Source organism: Variovorax beijingensis (assembly GCF_003951285.1).
GTDB lineage: Bacteria > Pseudomonadota > Gammaproteobacteria > Burkholderiales > Burkholderiaceae_C > Variovorax > Variovorax beijingensis.
This window is the reverse complement of record NZ_RXFQ01000003.1, coordinates 402,770-421,318: the sequence shown is the minus strand read 5'-3', so window position 1 is coordinate 421,318 and position 18,549 is coordinate 402,770. Positions and strand designations below refer to the sequence as shown.

The 18,549-nt window shown below is 66.1% G+C and carries 16 protein-coding genes and 3 tRNA genes; 8 read left to right on the top strand and 11 right to left on the bottom strand.

The features are described from left to right. The coding region (locus EJO66_RS07415) for an acetyl-coenzyme A synthetase N-terminal domain-containing protein (protein ID WP_276311959.1) at nucleotides 1–378 on the bottom strand (378 nt) is incomplete at its 3' end. A 146-nt stretch (nucleotides 379–524) separates the two neighbouring features. Between EJO66_RS07415 and EJO66_RS07410 the strand changes: the two genes are divergently transcribed. Beyond that, a complete protein-coding gene (locus EJO66_RS07410; RefSeq protein WP_124957957.1) occupies nucleotides 525–1,163 on the top strand; it encodes a YqhA family protein in 639 nt (212 codons plus the stop codon). On the opposite strand, the gene EJO66_RS07405 is transcribed toward EJO66_RS07410, so the two are convergent. Next, nucleotides 1,123–2,085 carry a LysR family transcriptional regulator gene (locus EJO66_RS07405; protein ID WP_125964844.1) on the bottom strand — a complete coding sequence of 321 codons (963 nt, stop codon included), beginning with the start codon at nucleotides 2,083–2,085 and terminating at the stop codon, nucleotides 1,123–1,125. The genes EJO66_RS07410 and EJO66_RS07405 overlap by 41 nt on opposite strands. 102 nt (nucleotides 2,086–2,187) lie before the next feature. Here EJO66_RS07405 and EJO66_RS07400 point away from each other — a divergent pair, with 102 nt between their 5' ends. Continuing rightward, entirely contained in the window at nucleotides 2,188–2,805 is a 618-nt protein-coding gene (locus tag EJO66_RS07400; protein WP_125964843.1) for an NAD(P)-dependent oxidoreductase, read from the top strand. A 52-nt stretch (nucleotides 2,806–2,857) separates the two neighbouring features. Here the strand turns inward: EJO66_RS07400 and fumC are convergent, their stop codons facing one another. Further along, on the bottom strand, nucleotides 2,858–4,255 hold the full coding sequence (fumC, locus tag EJO66_RS07395) for a class II fumarate hydratase (RefSeq protein WP_125964842.1): 1,398 nt from the start codon (nucleotides 4,253–4,255) through the stop codon (nucleotides 2,858–2,860). 552 nt (nucleotides 4,256–4,807) lie between these two features. On the opposite strand from fumC, the gene proV reads away from it, so the two are divergent. The 6 genes from proV to EJO66_RS07365 are packed head-to-tail and all read left to right on the top strand — an operon-like array spanning nucleotide 4,808 to nucleotide 11,481. Continuing rightward, complete coding sequence (proV, locus tag EJO66_RS07390) at nucleotides 4,808–6,061, top strand: glycine betaine/L-proline ABC transporter ATP-binding protein ProV (protein WP_124957961.1); 1,254 nt, start codon at nucleotides 4,808–4,810, stop codon at nucleotides 6,059–6,061. A gap of 21 nt (nucleotides 6,062–6,082) precedes the next feature. After that, nucleotides 6,083–7,234 (top strand): glycine betaine/L-proline ABC transporter permease ProW, encoded by a 1,152-nt coding sequence (gene proW, locus EJO66_RS07385; protein ID WP_125964841.1) that lies wholly within the window; start codon nucleotides 6,083–6,085, stop codon nucleotides 7,232–7,234. Between the two features lie 23 nt (nucleotides 7,235–7,257). Continuing rightward, a complete protein-coding gene (proX, locus tag EJO66_RS07380) occupies nucleotides 7,258–8,268 on the top strand; it encodes a glycine betaine/L-proline ABC transporter substrate-binding protein ProX (RefSeq protein WP_125964840.1) in 1,011 nt (336 codons plus the stop codon). A 58-nt stretch (nucleotides 8,269–8,326) separates the two neighbouring features. Beyond that, nucleotides 8,327–9,880: a fumarate hydratase gene (locus tag EJO66_RS07375; protein WP_124957964.1), complete on the top strand. Its 1,554-nt coding sequence runs from the start codon at nucleotides 8,327–8,329 to the stop codon at nucleotides 9,878–9,880. Further along, nucleotides 9,877–10,686, top strand: coding sequence for a glutamate racemase (gene murI, locus EJO66_RS07370; RefSeq protein WP_125964839.1), 810 nt, complete (start codon nucleotides 9,877–9,879; stop codon nucleotides 10,684–10,686). The genes EJO66_RS07375 and murI overlap by 4 nt, the downstream gene beginning before the upstream one ends. A 15-nt stretch (nucleotides 10,687–10,701) precedes the next feature. Further along, nucleotides 10,702–11,481 carry a PA3715 family protein gene (locus tag EJO66_RS07365; protein WP_124957966.1) on the top strand — a complete coding sequence of 260 codons (780 nt, stop codon included), beginning with the start codon at nucleotides 10,702–10,704 and terminating at the stop codon, nucleotides 11,479–11,481. A gap of 9 nt (nucleotides 11,482–11,490) precedes the next feature. Here EJO66_RS07365 and EJO66_RS07360 read toward each other — a convergent pair whose 3' ends face one another. The 8 genes from EJO66_RS07360 to clpP all read right to left on the bottom strand — a co-directional run bounded on the left by EJO66_RS07360 (nucleotide 11,491) and on the right by clpP (nucleotide 18,525). Continuing rightward, nucleotides 11,491–12,792 (bottom strand): MFS transporter, encoded by a 1,302-nt coding sequence (locus tag EJO66_RS07360; protein ID WP_124957967.1) that lies wholly within the window; start codon nucleotides 12,790–12,792, stop codon nucleotides 11,491–11,493. A gap of 51 nt (nucleotides 12,793–12,843) precedes the next feature. Then, nucleotides 12,844–13,476 (bottom strand): DUF6806 family protein, encoded by a 633-nt coding sequence (locus EJO66_RS07355; protein ID WP_012747623.1) that lies wholly within the window; start codon nucleotides 13,474–13,476, stop codon nucleotides 12,844–12,846. 22 nt (nucleotides 13,477–13,498) lie between these two features. Then, nucleotides 13,499–13,590, bottom strand: a tRNA-Leu gene (locus EJO66_RS07350). Nucleotides 13,591–13,698: 108 nt separating this feature from the next. After that, nucleotides 13,699–13,772 (bottom strand) — tRNA-Cys (locus EJO66_RS07345). Nucleotides 13,773–13,837: 65 nt separating this feature from the next. Beyond that, nucleotides 13,838–13,913, bottom strand: a tRNA-Gly gene (locus EJO66_RS07340). 54 nt (nucleotides 13,914–13,967) lie between these two features. Further along, nucleotides 13,968–16,409, bottom strand: a complete 2,442-nt coding sequence (gene lon, locus EJO66_RS07335; RefSeq protein WP_124957968.1) for an endopeptidase La — start codon at nucleotides 16,407–16,409, stop codon at nucleotides 13,968–13,970. Between the two features lie 119 nt (nucleotides 16,410–16,528). Beyond that, nucleotides 16,529–17,794 (bottom strand): ATP-dependent Clp protease ATP-binding subunit ClpX, encoded by a 1,266-nt coding sequence (gene clpX / locus EJO66_RS07330; protein WP_012747621.1) that lies wholly within the window; start codon nucleotides 17,792–17,794, stop codon nucleotides 16,529–16,531. Between the two features lie 122 nt (nucleotides 17,795–17,916). Further along, nucleotides 17,917–18,525 carry an ATP-dependent Clp endopeptidase proteolytic subunit ClpP gene (clpP, locus tag EJO66_RS07325; protein WP_021007616.1) on the bottom strand — a complete coding sequence of 203 codons (609 nt, stop codon included), beginning with the start codon at nucleotides 18,523–18,525 and terminating at the stop codon, nucleotides 17,917–17,919. Nucleotides 18,526–18,549 lie beyond the last annotated feature (24 nt).

The window sequence follows — 18,549 nt, the reverse complement described above, 5'->3', positions numbered from 1 at the left end:
GGCGAGCAGTTCCTTGTAAGTGACGCGGGTGACGGCGCCGTCGTCGGCTTCGAAGACGATGGCGGTCTTGTGCTCGACGGGGGTGCCGATGTGGCGGTCCAGGCAGTTGGCGCTGGCGTTGAGTTCGCCGTCGCCGAACCACTCGTAGAACGGCGCCTTCGACTCGTCGAGTGTCTTCGTGAAGGGCCGGGTCCAGTCCAGGTTGTCCTTGGCCAGGCGGCTCCAGAAACCTTCGAAGTCCTGTTCGGCCTCCCGGCACAGGGCCTCGTAGGCGGCCATGCCGGCAATGCGCGCGCCGGTGCGGGCGCGGGCGTCGGGCGGGAACACGCGGTTCTCGACCAGGACGGATTCGATGTTCTTCGATGCGCTGCTGCTCATTTTCTTGTCTCCTTGGTAGGTGCGGCCGTAATGTCGGGGGGCCCACTTACGGGTCACTGACGGTTGCGATGTTAGTTCGCAGGGTTATCACGAGTCGGACATGGGGGCACCTCTAGAATCGCCGGTCGCTTCCAATCATCCTCTCCATGTCCGCACCCGAATCCTTCGACCGCCCGAATACGCCTGTTCCAGCCCGCGGCTCGCCGCTGCGGCCGCTGCCCAAGCTGATTTTCGCGAGCCGCTGGCTGCAGCTGCCGCTCTACCTGGGGCTGATCGTGGCGCAGGCGGTGTACGTGGTGCACTTCCTGGTCGAGCTGCTGCATCTGGTGGAGGCGGCCTTCGGCAGCAAGGACGCGCTGCAGGCGCTGATCACCAGCATCGGCTACAAGACCACCGCGCCGGTGGGCACGCTCAACGAAACCGTGATCATGCTGGTGGTGCTGGCGCTGATCGATGTGGTGATGATCTCCAACCTGCTGATCATGGTGATCGTGGGCGGCTACGAAACCTTCGTGAGCCGCATGGACCTCGAAGGCCACCGCGACCAGCCTGAGTGGCTGAGCCATGTGAACGCCTCGGTGCTCAAGGTGAAGCTGGCCACCGCCATCATCGGCATCAGCTCGATCCACCTGCTGAAGACCTTCATCAATGCGGACAACTACACCGACCGGGTGCTGATTGCGCAGACCGTGATCCACATCGCCTTCCTGTTCTCGGCCATGGCCATCGCCTACACCGACAAGCTCATGACGTCGAGCGCACCACAGGGCGGCGGCTCGCATTGAGTTCCCGGCCTGCATGCGGCAGGTCCCAGGCGGGCACCTCGGTGAATCGCCTGGCCAGGAAATCGAGCATCGTGCGCAGCGTGGCCGGCATGTGCTTGCGCGAGGCATACACCGCATACATGCCGACCACCTGCGGCTCGAATTCCGGGAACAGCCGCACCAGTTCGCCGGCCTGCAGCAAGCCGGCGGTCAGGTAGGTCGGCAGCATCGTGATGCCGGCCCCGGCCCGCGCCAGATGCATCAGGCTCGCGGCATCGTTGGTCGACACGTTGCCGCCCACGGCCACCGAAACGGGCGTGCCGTCGTCCCTGCGCGTGAAGTTCCAGAGGCTGCGCCCGAAGTACGAGTGCGTGAGGCAGTTGCGCTGGGCCAGTTCCTCCACGCGCAGCGGCTGCCCGTGCTCCTTCAGATAGCCGGGTGATGCGCACACCACCGAGCGGCAATCGGTGAGCCGCCGCGCAATGAGGTTGGGATCGATCTCCACCGCCACGCGGATCGCCAGGTCGATGCGCTCGTCCACCAGGTTCACCGCCCGGTCCAGCAGCACCAGGTCGACCGCCACGCCGGGATAGAGCCGCACGTAGTCGGCCACCGCATCGGCCAGCTGCGCCTGTGCGAACGAGGTGCTGGCCGTGATGCGCAGCTGGCCGCGCGGCGCCTCGGCCGGCTGCCGCACAGCTTCCTGCATGTCGCCAGCGAGCTCGAGCACCTGGCGGCAGCGCGGCAGCAGTTCCTCGCCCGCCGCCGTGAGGCTCAGCCGGCGCGTCGTGCGGTGCAAGAGGCGCGCACCCGTCCATTGCTCGAGCTCGGCCACGTAGCGCGTGACCACCGGGCGCGAGAGGTCGAGCTTGTCGGCCGCGGCCGAGAGGCTGCCCGAATCCGCCACGGTGACGAACACGCGCATTGCATTCAATCGATCCATTCGAACGATTTTAGGAATAAACAAGCGCGCAAATCGAGGTATTTCTTTCGAAAGCAGAAACCTAAGATGCGGTTCATCCCAACCACTTTCTGGAGCCATTCAATGAGCCACATCGCCATCATCGGCGCCACCGGACGCGCCGGCGGCCGCCTTCTCGACGAAGCCCTGCGCCGCGGCCACACCGTGACGGCCATCGCGCGCAAGGCGAGCGAAAAGCTCTCGGGCCGCGCCAATGTGAAGGCTGTCGACCTCGACGTGCTCGACAGCGCCGCGCTCGAGAAGGCACTGGCCGGCCACGACGCCGTGTTCAGCGCTGCGCACTTCTCCACCGTGCCGCCCGCGGCCATCATCGAGCCGGCCAAGCGCGCGGGCGTGAAGCGCCTGCTGGTGGTCGGCGGCGCCGGCAGCCTGTTCGCGGCGCCGGGCCTGAAGGTGATCGATACGCCGAACTTCCCCGAGGCGTACAAGGCCGAGGCCTCGGCCGGCGCCGCATTCCTGCAAGTGCTGCAGGGCGAGAAGGAACTCGACTGGACCTTCCTGTCGCCCTCGGCCGAATTCGTCGAAGGCGAGCGCACGGGCAAGTTCCGCCTGGGCAAGGACGACCTGCTCGTGAGCGCCGAAGGCCGCAGCTGGATCACGTTCGAGGACTACGCGATCGCATTCATCGACGAACTCGAGAAACCCGCGCACTCGCGCCAGCGCTACACCATCGGCTACTGACCGGCCGGCAACAAAAAGGACCCGCGCGGGTCCTTTTTTTGCGCGGCCCGGATCAGCGGCCCGTCATGTTCTCCGGCACCACCCACTGGTCGAACTGCTCGGCCGTGAGATGGCCCGAGGCCATCGCGGCTTCGCGCAGGCTGGTGCCTTCCTTGTGCGCCTTCTTCGCGATGTACGCCGACTTGTCGTAGCCGATGTGCGTGTTGAGCGCGGTCACCAGCATCAGCGAGCGCCGCACCAGCTCGGTGATGCGTTCGCGGTTCGGCTCGATGCCCACGGCGCAGTGGTCGTTGAAGCTCACCATGCCGTCAGCCAGCAGGCGCACGCTCTGCAGGAAGTTGTGCGCCACCATCGGGCGGAACACGTTCAGCTCGAAGTTGCCCGAGGCGCCGCCGATGTTGATGGCCACGTCGTTGCCGAACACCTGCGCGGCCAGCATGGTGACGGCCTCGCTCTGCGTCGGATTGACCTTGCCCGGCATGATCGACGAGCCGGGCTCGTTCTCCGGAATGCTCAATTCGCCGATGCCGCTGCGCGGCCCGCTCGCGAGCCAGCGCACGTCGTTGGCGATCTTGTTCATGCTGGCGGCGAGCGTCTTGAGCGCGCCGTGGGCATGCACCAACGCGTCGACGCTGGCCATGGCTTCGAACTTGTTGGGCGCGGTCACGAACGGCAGGCCCGTGAGCCTGGCCAGTTCGGCCGCCACCTGCTCCGCATAGCCCTTGGGGGCGTTGAGCCCGGTGCCGACGGCCGTGCCGCCCAGCGCCAGTTCGCACAGGTGCGGCAGCGCAGCGCGCACATGCGCCTCGCCATGCGCGAGCTGCGCCACGTAGCCCGAGAACTCCTGGCCCAGCGTGAGCGGCGTGGCGTCTTGCAGGTGGGTGCGGCCGATCTTCACGATGTCGGCAAAGTCCTTCGACTTCTGTTCCAGCGTGCCGCGCAGCTTGGCGATGGCGGGCAGCAGCCTGTGCGTGATGGCCTCGACGGCGGCCACGTGCATGGCTGTGGGGAACACGTCGTTGCTCGACTGGCTGCGGTTCACGTCGTCGTTCGGGTGCACCAGGCGTCCTTCCCCGCGCTCGCCGCCCAGCAGCTCGCTGGCGCGATTGGCCAGCACCTCGTTGACGTTCATGTTGGTCTGCGTGCCTGAGCCGGTCTGCCACACCACGAGCGGAAACTCGCCCGGATGCTTGCCAGCGATGACTTCGTCGGCCGCGGCCACGATGGCCTGGGTCTTCTTCTCGTCCTGCAGGCCCAGCGCGTGGTTGACCACGGCCGAGGCGCGCTTGACCTGGGCCAGCGCCTTGATGATCTCGCGCGGCTGCTGCTCGCCGGAGATGTCGAAGTTCTGCAGCGAGCGCTGCGTCTGCGCACCCCACAGCTTGTCGGCCGGCACGTCGATCGGTCCGAAGGTATCGCGCTCGGCACGGGTCTTGGGGGAAGTCGTCATGATGAAAAAGCTCCGCAGTCTTGGATGGTTGCGCCCGCTCGCCGGGCGCGACGCCGAGTATGGCCTTGATAAGAATAGCTCGCATCTGGCGAGGCTTTTGGCTCCGGATGCGCAGCCCACGATACGCCCCGGGGTTGACGCGCATCATGTCAAAAAGTTATAATTGCGGTCTTCAGACGACCAACAAGTCATGTTGGTTGCCCTTGCGCTACTCGCGGATCACCGAATCCCGTCGCGGTGCAAGGCTCTCTCCGCCGGGCCCTGCCCGGCAAACCGGCCGGATCTTTTTTCCGGTCCCATTGCCACGTCACGCTCATCCAGGCGGCGCCCCTCGACCAGGCCCGCCGTTCTGCGAATGAAGCATCCGGCGGGCACTGGCTTCGTCGCCATGTCGTCTTCAGTGCCTGTCGGCAGCCCTTGAGGCTCGCCGGGCCATTGCACGCGCCTTCTACACGCGCGCTCTGTTCGGGCAGCCCCATCGGCTGATGGCGTGGCCGCTGCCGCCCTCCGGGGCGGTGTTGTGTCCAACCTTCACACAAGGAGCCCCGGCGTATGGCCAAAGGAATTCTCATCGACCATGTCTTCAAGGTGTTCGGCGATTCGCCCGAGCAGGCGCTCGAACTTGTCCGCCAAGGTTTTTCGAAGAAGGAAATCCTCGCGCAAACGGGACAGTCGATCGGCGTGTTCGATGCCACCTTCGAGATCCAGGCCGGCGAGATCTTCGTCATCATGGGACTCTCGGGTTCGGGCAAGTCGACGCTGGTGCGCCTCTTGAACCGGCTGATCGAGCCGACCGCCGGGCGCATCGTGATCGATGGCGCGGACATCAACGAGCATTCCGACGCCAGGCTGCGCGCGCTGCGCCGCAAGGACATCAGCATGGTGTTCCAGTCGTTCGCGCTGATGCCCCACATGACGGTGCGCGAGAACACCGCCTTCGGCCTCGAACTGTCGGGCACGAGCAAGAAGGAGCGCCTCGCGCAGGCCGACCTGGCGCTCGCGCAGGTAGGGCTTGCGGGCTGGGGCGACAGCTATCCCGACGAGCTTTCGGGCGGCATGCAGCAGCGCGTGGGCCTGGCGCGCGCGCTGGCCTCGGACCCGTCGATCCTCTTGATGGATGAAGCCTTCTCGGCGCTCGACCCGATCATCCGCACCGAGATGCAGTCGGAACTGCTGCGGCTGCAGAAGGAGCAGCGGCGCACCATCGTCTTCATCTCGCACGACCTCGACGAGGCCATGCGCATCGGCGACCGCATCGCAATCATGAAGGACGGCCAGGTGATCCAGGTCGGCACGCCCGACGAGATCCTGCGCAGCCCCGCCGACGACTACGTGCGCAGCTTCGTGCGCGGCGTCGATGCGGCGGCCGTGTTCAAGGCGGCGGACATCGCGCGCAAGTCGCTCACGGTGGTGTGCGAGCACCCCGAGCGCGGCGCGCGCGCGGCGCTCAAGCTGCTCGAAGACCAGGACCGCGACTTCGCCTACGTGACGAGTCCGAACAAGCGCTTCCTCGGCGTGGTGTCGGCGGATACATTGCGCGGCGCGCTCGACGGGCATTCGGGCTCGCTGGGGCTGCAGCACGCATTCATCGACGACCTGCCGCGCATCGATGCCGATGCCCCGGTGGCAGGCCTGATCGGCCAACTCGCGCAGGCACCGTGCGCGCTGCCGGTGGTGGCGAACGACGGCCGCTTCTGCGGTGCGATCAGCAAGACGACGCTGCTCAAGTTCCTGGACCGCGACACGCCGCCGATCGAGCCCGTCCTGCCCAACGCCGCACCCGCGCTCGCCGCCGAGCCGCACTGAATTCACGAAGGCCCCTGAACGATGAACGACAACACACTTCCTTCCGACCTGAGCACGCCCGCACCCCCCACTTTTGTCGATCCGTGGGAAGCGCTCTCGGCCGCGCCCGACACCTCGGCCACCAGCGCCTGGCTCGACGCGCCCGCCGACGCGGCCCACCAGCTGGCCGGCTCGGCCGATGCCGCGGCCAGCGGCTTGCAGCTGCACCGCCTCTGGGACGGATCCCTGCCCGTCGAATCCTGGATCAACCAGGGCCTCGGCTGGGTGGTCGAACATTTCCGCCCCTTCTTCCAGACCGTGCGCCTGCCCATCGACAGCACGCTGAACTGGGTCCAGGGCCTGCTGACCGGCCTGCCGACGCTGGCGATGATCGCGCTGATCGGCCTGTTCGCCTGGCAGTTCGCCGGCCGTGCGCTCGCCATCGGCACCACGGTGGCGCTGCTGCTCGTGGCCATGCTGGGCATCTGGCCCGAGGCCATGGTGACGCTGTCTCTGGTGCTGACCTCGCTGGTGTTCTGCATGATCATCGGCCTGCCGCTCGGAGTGCTGCTGGCCAGCAGCGACCGCGCCCAGCGCCTCATGCGTCCGGTGCTCGACGCGATGCAGACCACGCCCGCCTTCGTCTACCTGGTGCCGGTGGTGATGCTGTTCGGCATCGGCAACGTGCCCGGAGTGATCGTGACCATCATCTTCGCGCTGGCGCCGCTGGTGCGCCTGACCAACCTGGGCCTGCGCCAGGTGCGGCCCGACCTGATCGAGGCCGCGCGCGCCTACGGCGCCTCGCCCTGGCAGATGCTCGTGAAGGTGCAGCTGCCGCTGGCCATGCCCTCGATCATGGCGGGCATCAACCAGGCGCTGATGCTGTCGCTGTCGATGGTGGTGATCGCCTCGATGATCGCCGTCGGCGGCCTGGGCCAGATGGTGCTGCGCGGCATCGGCCGGCTCGACATGGGCCTGGCGACCGTGGGCGGCCTGGGCATCGTGCTGCTGGCGATCTCGCTCGACCGGCTCACGCAGGCCATGGGCAAGTCGCGCCGCAGCGCCGGGCGCCGCTGGTGGCACACCGGCCCGGCCGGCCTGGCGCTGCGCCTGCTGCAGCGCCTCGTGGGCACGCCCTCACGCAGCGACGTTGCGAACGAACCCGTGCCCGCCCTCGCCACGCAAGCGCAATGAGCCGTCACGCAGGAAATCAACGCATGAAGAAAAGAACCAGTCTCATCATCGCTCGCGGCCTGCTGGCCCTCGGCTTCGTCGTCTTCGGCATGGGCGCACAGGCCGCCAACGACCTGCCCGGCCAGGGCGTCACCGTGCAGCCGCTCAAGAGCTCGCTCGCCGAAGAGGCGTTCCAGACGCTGCTCGTGATGCGCGCGCTCGAAAAGCTCGGCTACACGGTCGAGCCCATGAAAGACCTCGAACCCGCCACCGAGCACCTGGCCATCGCCAACGGCGACGCCACTTTCATGGCCAACCACTGGAGCCTGCTGCACGCCGACTTCTACAAGAACAGCGGCGGCGACGCCAAGCTGTGGCGAAAGGGCGTGTACTCGGATGGCGCGGTGCAGGGCTACCTGATCGACCGCAAGACGGCCGAGCAGTACAACATCGGCAGCATTGAGCAGCTGAAGGACCCGGCGATCGCCAGGCTGTTCGATGCCGACGGCGACGGCAAGGCCGACCTGACGGGCTGCAACCCGGGCTGGGGCTGCGAACTGGCGATCGAGAGCCACCTGACGGCCTACCGGCTGCGCGACACCGTCACGCACAAGCAGGGCAGCTATGCCGCGCTGATGGCCGACACCATCGCCCGCTTCAAGCAGGACAAGCCGGTGCTGTACTACACGTGGACGCCCTACTGGGTCAGCGCGGTGCTGCGGCCCGGCGCGGACGTGGTGTGGCTGCAGGTACCCTTCTCGTCCTCCCAGGGCGGCAACGCGGACACGCAGCTTCCCAACGGCAAGAACTACGGCTTCCAGGCCAACCAGGAGCAGATCGTCGCCAACCGGGCCTTCGTCGAGAAGAATCCGGCCGCCGGCAGGCTGTTCGAGGTGATGAAACTGCCGATCAGCGACATCAACGCCCAGAACCTGCGCATGAGCCAGGGCGCCAACACGCAGCAAGACCTGGAGCGCCACACCGACGGCTGGATCCGGGCGCACCGGCCGCTGTTCGACGGCTGGATCGAGGAAGCCCGGGCCGCCGCAAGGTAGAACGCGGCGGCTGAGATAATCGGGGGGCGTTTCCACACTCCAAAAAACACCCCCCACCATGACGACCACGATCCAGCAGGCCGACCTGATCGAATCGATCAGCGCCGCGCTGCAGTACATCAGCTACTACCACCCCGCCGACTACATCGCCCACCTGGCCCGCGCCTACGAGCGCGAACAGAGCCCCGCCGCCAAGGACGCCATCGCGCAGATCCTGACCAACAGCAAGATGAGCGCCACGGGCCACCGCCCGATCTGCCAGGACACCGGCATCGTCAACGTGTTCCTCAAGGTGGGCATGGACGTGCGCTGGGGCGGCTTCACCGGCTCGCTGGACGACGCCATCAACGAAGGCGTGCGCCGCGGCTACAACCACCCCGACAACACGCTGCGCGCCTCGGTCGTGGCCGATCCGCAGTTCGACCGCAAGAACACCAAGGACAACACGCCCGCGGTGATCTTCACCGAGATCGTTCCGGGCAACACCGTCGAGGTGACGGTCGCGGCCAAGGGCGGCGGCAGCGAGAACAAGAGCAAGCTGGCCATGCTGAACCCCGGCGACAGCGTGGTCGACTGGGTGCTCAAGACGGTGCCCACCATGGGCGCAGGCTGGTGCCCGCCCGGCATGCTGGGCATCGGCATCGGCGGCACCGCCGAGAAGGCCGCGCTGATGGCCAAGGAAAGCCTGATGGACGACCTCGACATGCATGAGCTGCAAGCCAAGAAGGCCTCGGGCGCCGAGCTCAGCAAGGTCGAGGCGCTGCGCATCGAGCTGTACGAGAAGGTCAATGCGCTGGGCATCGGCGCGCAGGGCCTGGGCGGCCTGGCCACCGTGCTCGACATCAAGATCAAGATGTACCCCACGCACGCGGCCAGCAAGCCCGTGGCGATGATCCCCAACTGCGCGGCCACGCGCCATGCGCACTTCGTGATGGACGGCAGCGGCGCGGTCTACCTCGACCCGCCCTCGCTCGACCTCTGGCCCGACGTCAACTGGGCGCCCGACGAAAAGAAGAGCAAGCGCGTCGACCTCGACAAGCTCACGCCCGCCGAAGTGGCGAGCTGGAAGCCCGGCGACACGCTGCTGCTCAACGGCAAGATGCTCACCGGCCGCGACGCCGCGCACAAGCGCATCCAGGACATGCTGGCCAAGGGCGAGAAGCTGCCGGTCGACTTTACGAACCGCGTCATCTACTACGTCGGCCCGGTCGATCCGGTGGGCGACGAGGCCGTGGGCCCCGCCGGCCCGACCACCGCCACGCGCATGGACGGCTTCACCGAGATGATGCTGGCCCAGACCGGCCTGATCGCGATGATCGGCAAGGCCGAGCGCGGCCCGGTCGCCATCGAGGCCATCAAGAAGCACAAGAGCGCCTACCTCATGGCCGTGGGCGGTGCCGCCTACCTCGTGAGCAAGGCGATCAAGACCGCCAAGGTGGTGGGCTTCGAGGACCTGGGCATGGAAGCCATCTATGAATTCGACGTGGTCGACATGCCCGTGACGGTGGCAGTCGATGCCGGCGGCACCAGCGCGCACATCACCGGCCCGGCCGAGTGGCAAAAGCGCATTGCGAGCGGCGAGTTCAAGACCATCATGATGGAAGAGGCTTGAACAACCCGGTCGGCGTCTTTGACAGTGGCGTCGGCGGGCTCAGCGTGCTCGCCGCGCTGCGCGCCGAGCTGCCGCACGAGCGCTTCGTGTACTTTGCCGACACCGCGTTCGCGCCCTATGGCGAGCGCGGCGATGGCTACGTGATCGACCGCTCGCGCAAGGTGGTGGAGCAACTGATTGCCGAGCACGGCATCAAGGCGCTGGTGGTGGCCTGCAACACGGCCACCACGGCCGCGATCCACCTGCTGCGCGCCGAGCACCCGGCGCTACCCATCGTGGGCCTGGAGCCTGCGCTCAAGCCCGCCGTGGCAACCAGCCGCACCGGCCACATCTCGGTGATGGCCACGCGCGGGACGCTGGCCAGCGCCAGGTACGCGGCACTGCGCGACTCTTTCGCAGGGTCAGCCGATGTGCGCGCCGTGCCCTGCGACGGGCTCGTGAAGGCGATCGAGGGCTTCGACACCGCGGCCATCGCGGAGCTCTGCGCCCGCTACATGGCCGAAGCCGGCCCTTTGGGCGATGCGCCCGGCCAGGTCGATACCGTGGTGCTCGGCTGCACCCACTACCCGCTCGTGAAAAATGAGCTTCAGCGCCATGCGCCGCCCGCGCTGCGCTTCATCGACACCGGCGCGCCGGTCGCGCAGCAGGCCCGGCGCGTGCTGGCTTCGCTCGGCCGCCTCGCGCAAGGCGGCGAAGGCGGGCTGGTCCTGCAGGGCAGCGGCGATCCGGCCGTGCTCGAAGCCGCCGCCGCACACTGGCTGCAACAGCCCCAAGCTGCTTCGGCGGCTGCTGCGACCACCGCCTGAAGCCGATCCGACACCATGCATTTTCTTTTGCGCCGCGCCCTGCTGCTGCTCGGCCTCTCGGCTGCGGGCCTCGGCCATGCGGCCTGCGAGAGCGGCCTCGCCGAGCGCATGCATGCCAAGCTCTATCCGAACCGTCCGCTCGACGAGCGCCTGGCCGCCTGCAAGCTCTGGCCCGCGTTTGCGGGGCGCAGCATCGTGGTACTGCCTGTGCCGCGCGAAACCAGCAGCGCGGGCGCCAAGGTCTTCGATCTCGAACTGCTGCTGATCCAGCGGCCCGACAACGGCAACACCGAGCGCGACACGGTGATCGGCCGCATCTTCCAGCCCGAGGCGCTCGACGAAGACAACGCGACCGCCATCCAGGACATCCGCATCGACACCTCGCGCTACGTGCTGTCGTCCGACACGCGCGCCTTCGGTCTGCGCGTGCGCTACAGAGGCACGGCACCGGGCAGCACGGTGGCTAGCGAAACCATCCGCCTCTACGTGCACCATGGCAGCAAGCTGCGCCAGGTGCTCCAGGAGGTCGAACTCGACCACGACAGCGGCGAATGGGACAGCACCTGCACCGGCCGCTTCGAGCAGCTTCGCACGATGCTTTCGGTCGGCAAATCGGCGAGCAACGGCTACGCCGATCTGCAGCTGTCGCGCACGCTGGTGCAGAGCCGCGCGCAGATGCAGGAGGACCAGGGCTGCACCGAAAAGGCCATGCCCGCACGCTTCAATACCTTGACGCTGCGCTACGACGGCGAGCGCTATCGCGTGCCGAAGTCCCTGCGGCAGCGGATGCCCTGATCGGCGGGCTTATCCGCTGCGCTGCGCGGCCGCCCTCCCACGCGCCATGTCGATGGGCAGCAACAGCAGCAGTCCCGCAACGAACAGCGCCGCGGTCGAGAGAATGGCGATGCGCTGGTTGCCGCCCGCGGCCCAGGTGATGGCGCCGAACATCAGCGGACCGATGATGCTCGCGAGCCGCGTGGCAAAGGTCCAGAGCCCGAAGAACTCCGCGAGCTGCCGCGGCGGCGCCAGATAGCCGGTCATCGCACGGCCGGCCGACTGGCTCGAGCCCATGGCGAGCCCCGCGATTGCGGCAGCCCACCAGAAGGTACCCTTGGTGGTCGCCATCGCGGCAATCACGCAGACCGCGATCCATGCCACCAGCGTGCCGGCCAGCGAGATCTTGTGGCCGACGCGGTCCTGCACGTAGCCGAAGCCGAAGGCGCCGACGGCGGCCGCAATGTTGAGCACGAAGATCAGCACCATGGTCTCGCTCGCCACGAAGCCGATGACCTGCTCGGCATAGATGGCCGCAAGCGTGATGGCCACCGCCACGCCGCCCTGGTAGCAGACGGTGCAGGCCAGCAACTGCATGAAATCGCGGTAGGCGCGGGCCTGCCGGAAGGTGGCGCGCAATTGCTGCCACGCGCCCACTGCGCTGCCGGCCGTTCGGGGCTGCGCACGCTCGGGCAGGAGAACAAAGGTGGCAGAAGCGGCTGCACCGTAGATGGCCGCCGTGATCAACATCGTGACCGGAACGAAGTGCGACGCGGGCAAGCCTTTCGCCTGGGCCGACAGCACATAGGCCAGGCACAGCCCGAGCGCCAGCATGCCGCCGACGTAGCCGAAACTCCAGCCCCATCCGCTGACCTTGCCCATGCCCTCGGCGGTTGCGAGTTCGGGCAGGAAGGCGCCGGTCAGCGACTCGCCGTAGGAATAGAAGGTGTTCGAGACAATGATCAGCGCCATCGCGACCGCGACACCCATGGCCCCCGAGAACCTCGGCGTGAGTGCGAGCGCGACTGTCGCAACGACGCAGCCGACCGTCGCGACCACGAGCACGCGCTTCTTGGCTGCGCGCCGGTCGGCCCAGGCGCCGATCGCGGGCATCGAGATCATGACGACGGCATAGGAGGCGCTGAGCGCCGCGGTCCAGGCGAAGGCGGCCCACGGCGCGCCCTTGGCGATACCGCCCACGAAATAGGCGGCAAACACGGCCGTGATGACGACCGTGGTGTAGCCGGAATTGGCAAAGTCGTACATGGCCCAGCCGAACACCTCGCGCTTGCGCACGCCGGGATTCAGGGCTGAAGACGAAAACAGCGCCATGCGGCGATGGATGGTCAACCGGGCGCCGGACGCAGCCTTGGCCCGATCGGATCAGTGCAGGTGGCGCGGGCGGCGGCCGCCGCCATGCCCACCGCCGCTGCCACTGCCGCCGGTGCCGCGCGGGCGCTTGCCGATCTCGAGCGAGTTCACGAGCGCATCGAAGCGGTCGCTGAAAAGGCGGTCGATCTCGGACACCACACCGCCGAGCTCGGCGCCATCGAAGTGGCGCTCCATCAGGTTGACAACGTCTTCCACCAGCAGGTCGCGTTGCACCTGCATGATCGCGGCCGGATTGGGGCCGACGAACAGCATCAGGAAATCGTCGCGCGACTCTTCGTCGGGGTCGCCCTCCTCCTCGTCGAAGTCGGTGTCGTAGAAGGTGACCTCGATTGCGGCACCGCGCTCGGACAACTCGTTCAGGGCCATGCACATTTCGTCGAGCGCCTGGCGAAAGTCCTCGTCGCCCGGCACCGTCCAGCAGATCTGGAGCATGTGGTCCTTCTGCTCGAAACGGATGCCGGGTTCTTCTTCGTAGGTGCTCGTCGCGCCGTCGGCGAGCGACTTGGCGCCCGCATAGGCCCACAGCGGCTTGAGCGCTTCCTGGATCTGGTCGAAGCCGACGTCGGAGCGCAAGGGCACGTCGCCGTGCACATGGATTTCAAATGGAGCGTTGTAACGAGGCATGGAGTGCTCCCTTGTCTAAATGTGGTGCCCGGAACGGGGGTCGAACCCGTATGCCCCGATTAAGGAAGCGGCGGATTTTAAGTCCGATGTGTCTACCAATTTCACCATCCGGGCCTCGGGTTGAACATCGACGATAACCCAAACGAAACGGGCCCCGGCAACGCAGGTTGGCGGGGCTGGTTTTTTCGGTGGAGGGCGGATCGAACTTGATCAGAGAGAGGGTGGAGGCGCGACCCGGAGTCGAACCGGGCTAGACGGATTTGCAATCCGTTGCATAACCGCTTTGCTATCGCGCCACGCTGCTGAAAACGAAATCGAATTCGCGAAAAAAAGGGAAGCAGTGCTTCCCTTTTTCAAAAACTGGAGCGGGAAAAGAGTCTCGAACTCTCGACCTCAACCTTGGCAAGGTTGCGCTCTACCAACTGAGCTATTCCCGCGTTTCGAGCCTCGAATTATAGAACACTTTTTCGGGGCTCGGCAAGTTCTGCCAATCAATGTTTGACGGAACCCTCTGAAGCCGGCGTGCCCGCACGCTGCTTGGCCAGTTCGGCCACGGCAGCAGCAGAGGCGGCAACCTCCTCGTCCGACAGCGGCTCGGGCATCTTCTCGAGCGCGATCTCCAGGACCTTGTCGATCCACTTCACGGGCACGATCTCGAGGCCGTTCTTCACGTTCTCGGGGATGTCCTGCAGGTCCTTCGCGTTTTCCTCGGGAATCAGCACGGTCTTGATGCCGCCGCGCAATGCCGCCAGCAGCTTTTCCTTCAGGCCGCCAATGGCCGTGACCTCGCCGCGCAGCGTGATCTCGCCGGTCATGGCGACGTCTGCACGTACGGGGATGCCCGTGAGCGCCGACACGAAGGCGGTGGTCATTGCGGCACCCGCGCTCGGCCCGTCCTTGGGCGTTGCGCCATCGGGCACGTGGATGTGGATGTCGCGCTTCTCGAACACCTCGTCCTTGATGCCCAGGCGGCGCGAGCGGCTGCGCACCACGGTGCGTGCGGCCTCGACCGATTCCTTCATCACGTCGCCGAGCGAACCGGTGCGGCTGATCACGCCCTTGCCGGGCATGGTGACCGCCTCGATGGTGAGCAGGTCGCCGCCCACCTCGGTCCAGGCCAGGCCGACCACCTGGCCCACCTGGTTCTGCTTCTCGGCCAGGCCGAAGCTGTACTTGCGCACGCCCAGGAAGTCGTTGAGGTTGGCGCCATCCACCGTGACCTTGGGCGTCATCTGCTTGAGCAGCAGGCCCTTGACCACCTTGCGGCAGATCTTGGAAAGCTCGCGCTCCAGCGAACGCACGCCGGCTTCGCGCGTGTAGTAGCGCACGATGTCGCGCACGGCCTCCTCGGTGACGAGCAGTTCGTCTTCCTTGACGCCGTTGTTCTTCATCTGCTTGGGCAGCAGGTACTTGATCGCGATGTTGGTCTTCTCGTCCTCGGTGTAGCCCGACAGGCGGATGACTTCCATCCGGTCGAGCAGCGCCGGCGGGATGTTCATCGAGTTCGAGGTGGCGACGAACATCACGTCGGACAGGTCGAAGTCGACCTCGACGTAGTGGTCGCCGAAGGTGTGGTTCTGCTCGGGATCGAGCACCTCGAGCAGCGCGCTCGAAGGATCGCCGCGGAAGTCGGTCCCCAGCTTGTCGATCTCGTCGAGCAGGAACAGCGGATTGCGCGTGCCGATCTTGTTCAGCCCCTGCAGCACCTTGCCCGGCAGTGCACCGATATAGGTGCGGCGGTGGCCGCGGATCTCGGCCTCGTCGCGCATGCCGCCGAGCGCCATGCGCGTGTACTTGCGGCCAGTCGCCTTGGCGATCGACTGCCCGAGCGAGGTCTTGCCCACGCCGGGCGGCCCCACGAGGCACAGGATGGGCGCCTTGACCTTGTCGACGCGCTGCTGCACCGCGAGATATTCGAGGATGCGGTCCTTGACCTTCTCCAGGCCGTAGTGATCGGCATTGAGCACCGCCTCGGCATTGGCCAGGTCGTGCTTGATCTTGGTCTTCTTGCTCCAGGGCAGGCCGACCAGCACGTCGATGTAGTTGCGCACCACAGTGGCTTCGGCCGACATGGGCGACATCAGCTTGAGCTTCTTGAGCTCGCCCTCGGCCTTCTTGAGCGCTTCCTTGGGCATCTTGGCGAGCTTGATCTTCTTCTCGATCTCCTCGATGTCCGCGCCCTCTTCGCCCTCGCCGAGCTCCTTCTGGATCGCCTTGACCTGCTCGTTGAGGTAGAAGTCGCGCTGGTTCTTTTCCATCTGGCGCTTCACGCGGCCGCGGATCTTCTTGTCGACGTTGAGGATGTCGACCTCGCGTTCGAGCTGGCCGAACAGGTTCTCCAGGCGCGACTTGACGTCGTCCAGGTCGAGCACGGCCTGCTTGTTGTCGAGCTTGAGCGGCAGGTGCGCGGCGATGGTGTCGGCCAGGCGGCCCGGATCGTCGATGCTGGAGATCGACGTGAGGATCTCCGGCGGGATCTTCTTGTTGAGCTTGACGTACTGGTCGAACTGCTGCATCACGGCACGGCGCAGCGCCTCGACCTCGGTGCCCTTCTCGCCGCTCGCGGCCGCCTCGACGGGCGTCACGTTGGCCGAGAAGTGGGTCTCGCCGTCGTCGATGCGGTTCACGCGGGCGCGCTGCTGGCCCTCGACCAGCACCTTCACGGTACCGTCAGGCAGCTTGAGCATCTGCAGGATGGTCGAGACGCAGCCCACCTCGAACATGTCCTCGACCGAGGGCTCGTCCTTGGCGGCGGCCTTCTGGGCCACCAGCATGATGCGGCGCTCGGCCTCCATGGCCAGTTCGAGCGCCTTGATGCTCTTGGGGCGACCCACGAACAGCGGGATCACCATGTGAGGGAACACGACGACGTCGCGCAGCGGCAGCAGCGGCAGGTCGATCGCGTCGGCAGGCAGGGGGGTATGACCGGACATGAATATCCTTTGATTGATCAGGCAAAGATGGATGGGTGTTCGGGCATTTCAAGCCCGTGCACCCGGTCTTTGTCGAAGGCGCCGGACGCCTTGTTGAAAAGAGCCGGCGCCGCGTTCACTCAGGCCTTCTTGGCCGCTTCGCGGTAGACGAGCAGCGGCGGCTTGTTTTCATCAATTGTGGATTCCTCGACCACAACCTTGTCGACGTTGGTGGCATTCGGCAGCTCGAACATGGTGTCGATCAGCGACTGTTCGAGGATCGAACGAAGGCCCCGCGCGCCGGTCTTGCGGGCCAGCGCCTTGCGTGCAATGGCCTTGAGGGCCGCGGGGCGGATCTCGAGATCGACGCCTTCCATCTGCAGCAGCTTGGTGAACTGCTTGACCACCGCGTTCTTGGGCTCGGTCAGGATCTGCACCAGCGCGTCTTCGCTGAGCTCGGCCAGCGAAGCCACCACGGGCATGCGGCCCACCAGTTCGGGGATCAGGCCGAACTTGATCAGGTCTTCGGGCTCGACTTCGCGGAACACCTCGGTGATGCTGCGCTGCGCCTTGCTCTTGACCGAAGCGCCGAAGCCGATGCCCGAGGCTTCGGTACGGTTCTCGATGACCTTCTCGAGGCCGGCGAAGGCGCCGCCGCAGATGAACAGGATGTTGGTCGTGTCGATCTGCAGGAAGTCCTGGTTCGGGTGCTTGCGCCCGCCCTGGGGCGGCACGCTGGCCATGGTGCCTTCGATGAGCTTGAGCAGCGCCTGCTGCACGCCCTCGCCCGACACGTCGCGCGTGATGGACGGGTTGTCCGACTTGCGCGAGATCTTGTCGATCTCGTCGATGTAGACGATGCCGCGCTGGGCGCGCTCGACCTCGTAGTTGCAGCTTTGCAGCAGCTTCTGGATGATGTTCTCGACGTCCTCGCCCACGTAGCCGGCTTCGGTCAGCGTGGTGGCGTCGGCCATCACGAAGGGCACGTCGAGCATGCGCGCGAGCGTCTGCGCGAGCAGCGTCTTGCCCGAGCCGGTGGGCCCGATCAGGAGGATGTTGCTCTTGCTGAGCTCGACATCGTCGCCCTTGGCCTTTTCCTTGTGGCGCAGGCGCTTGTAGTGGTTGTAGACCGCCACCGACAGCATGCGCTTGGCCGGCTCCTGGCCGATCACGTAGTTGTCGAGGTTGGTCTTGATTTCCAGCGGCGTGGGCAGGTCGCTGCGCGCCTCGCGCGCCTCTTCACCGGCCGGGAGCTCGTCGCGGATGATTTCGTTGCAAAGGTCGATGCACTCGTCGCAAATGAAGACCGAAGGGCCCGCGATCAGCTTCTTGACCTCATGCTGGCTCTTGCCGCAGAACGAGCAATAAAGCGTTTTTTCGCTGGAAGAGCCTTTTTTTTCGGCCATGGACAGGTGCCTCGTAACGGGGTGGGGACAATGATAACTAAACAAAAACGGCGTTTCCCGTGTGGGAAACGCCGGTTTTTGCCTTTTTGGCGCCGCCGGCGCCGCGGCACGGGCTCAATTGATCAGCTGCGCTTCGCAATGACCTGGTCCACCAGGCCGTATTCCTTGGCTTCGTCGGCCGTGAGGAAATAGTCGCGCTCGGTGTCCGACTTGACTTTTTCGAGCGGTTGGCCCGTGCGCTCGGCCAGGATGCGGTTCATCTGGTCCTTGGTGCGCAGGATGTCGCGGGCGTGGATCTCGATGTCCGTCGCCTGGCCGCGCGCGCCGCCGAGCACCTGGTGGATCATGATCTTCGAATTGGGCAGCGAGAAGCGCTTGCCCTTTTCGCCGGCCGCCAGCAGGAAGGCGCCCATGCTGGCCGCAAAGCCGATGCACATGGTGGAAACGTCGGGCTTGATGAACTGCATGGTGTCGTAGATGGCCATGCCGGCGCTCACGCTGCCGCCCGGGGAATTGATGTAGAACGAAATGTCCTTGTCCGGGTTCTCGCTCTCAAGGAACAGCAACTGCGCCACCACGAGGTTGGCGGTCTGGTCGTTCACCTCGCCCACCAGGAAAATGATGCGTTCCTTGAGGAGACGCGAATAGATGTCGTAGGACCGCTCGCCGCGGCCCGACTGCTCGATGACCATCGGGATCATGCCGAGGCCTTTGATTTCCTGTGCGCTCATTGAATTGCTCTCCGGAAAAGGGTT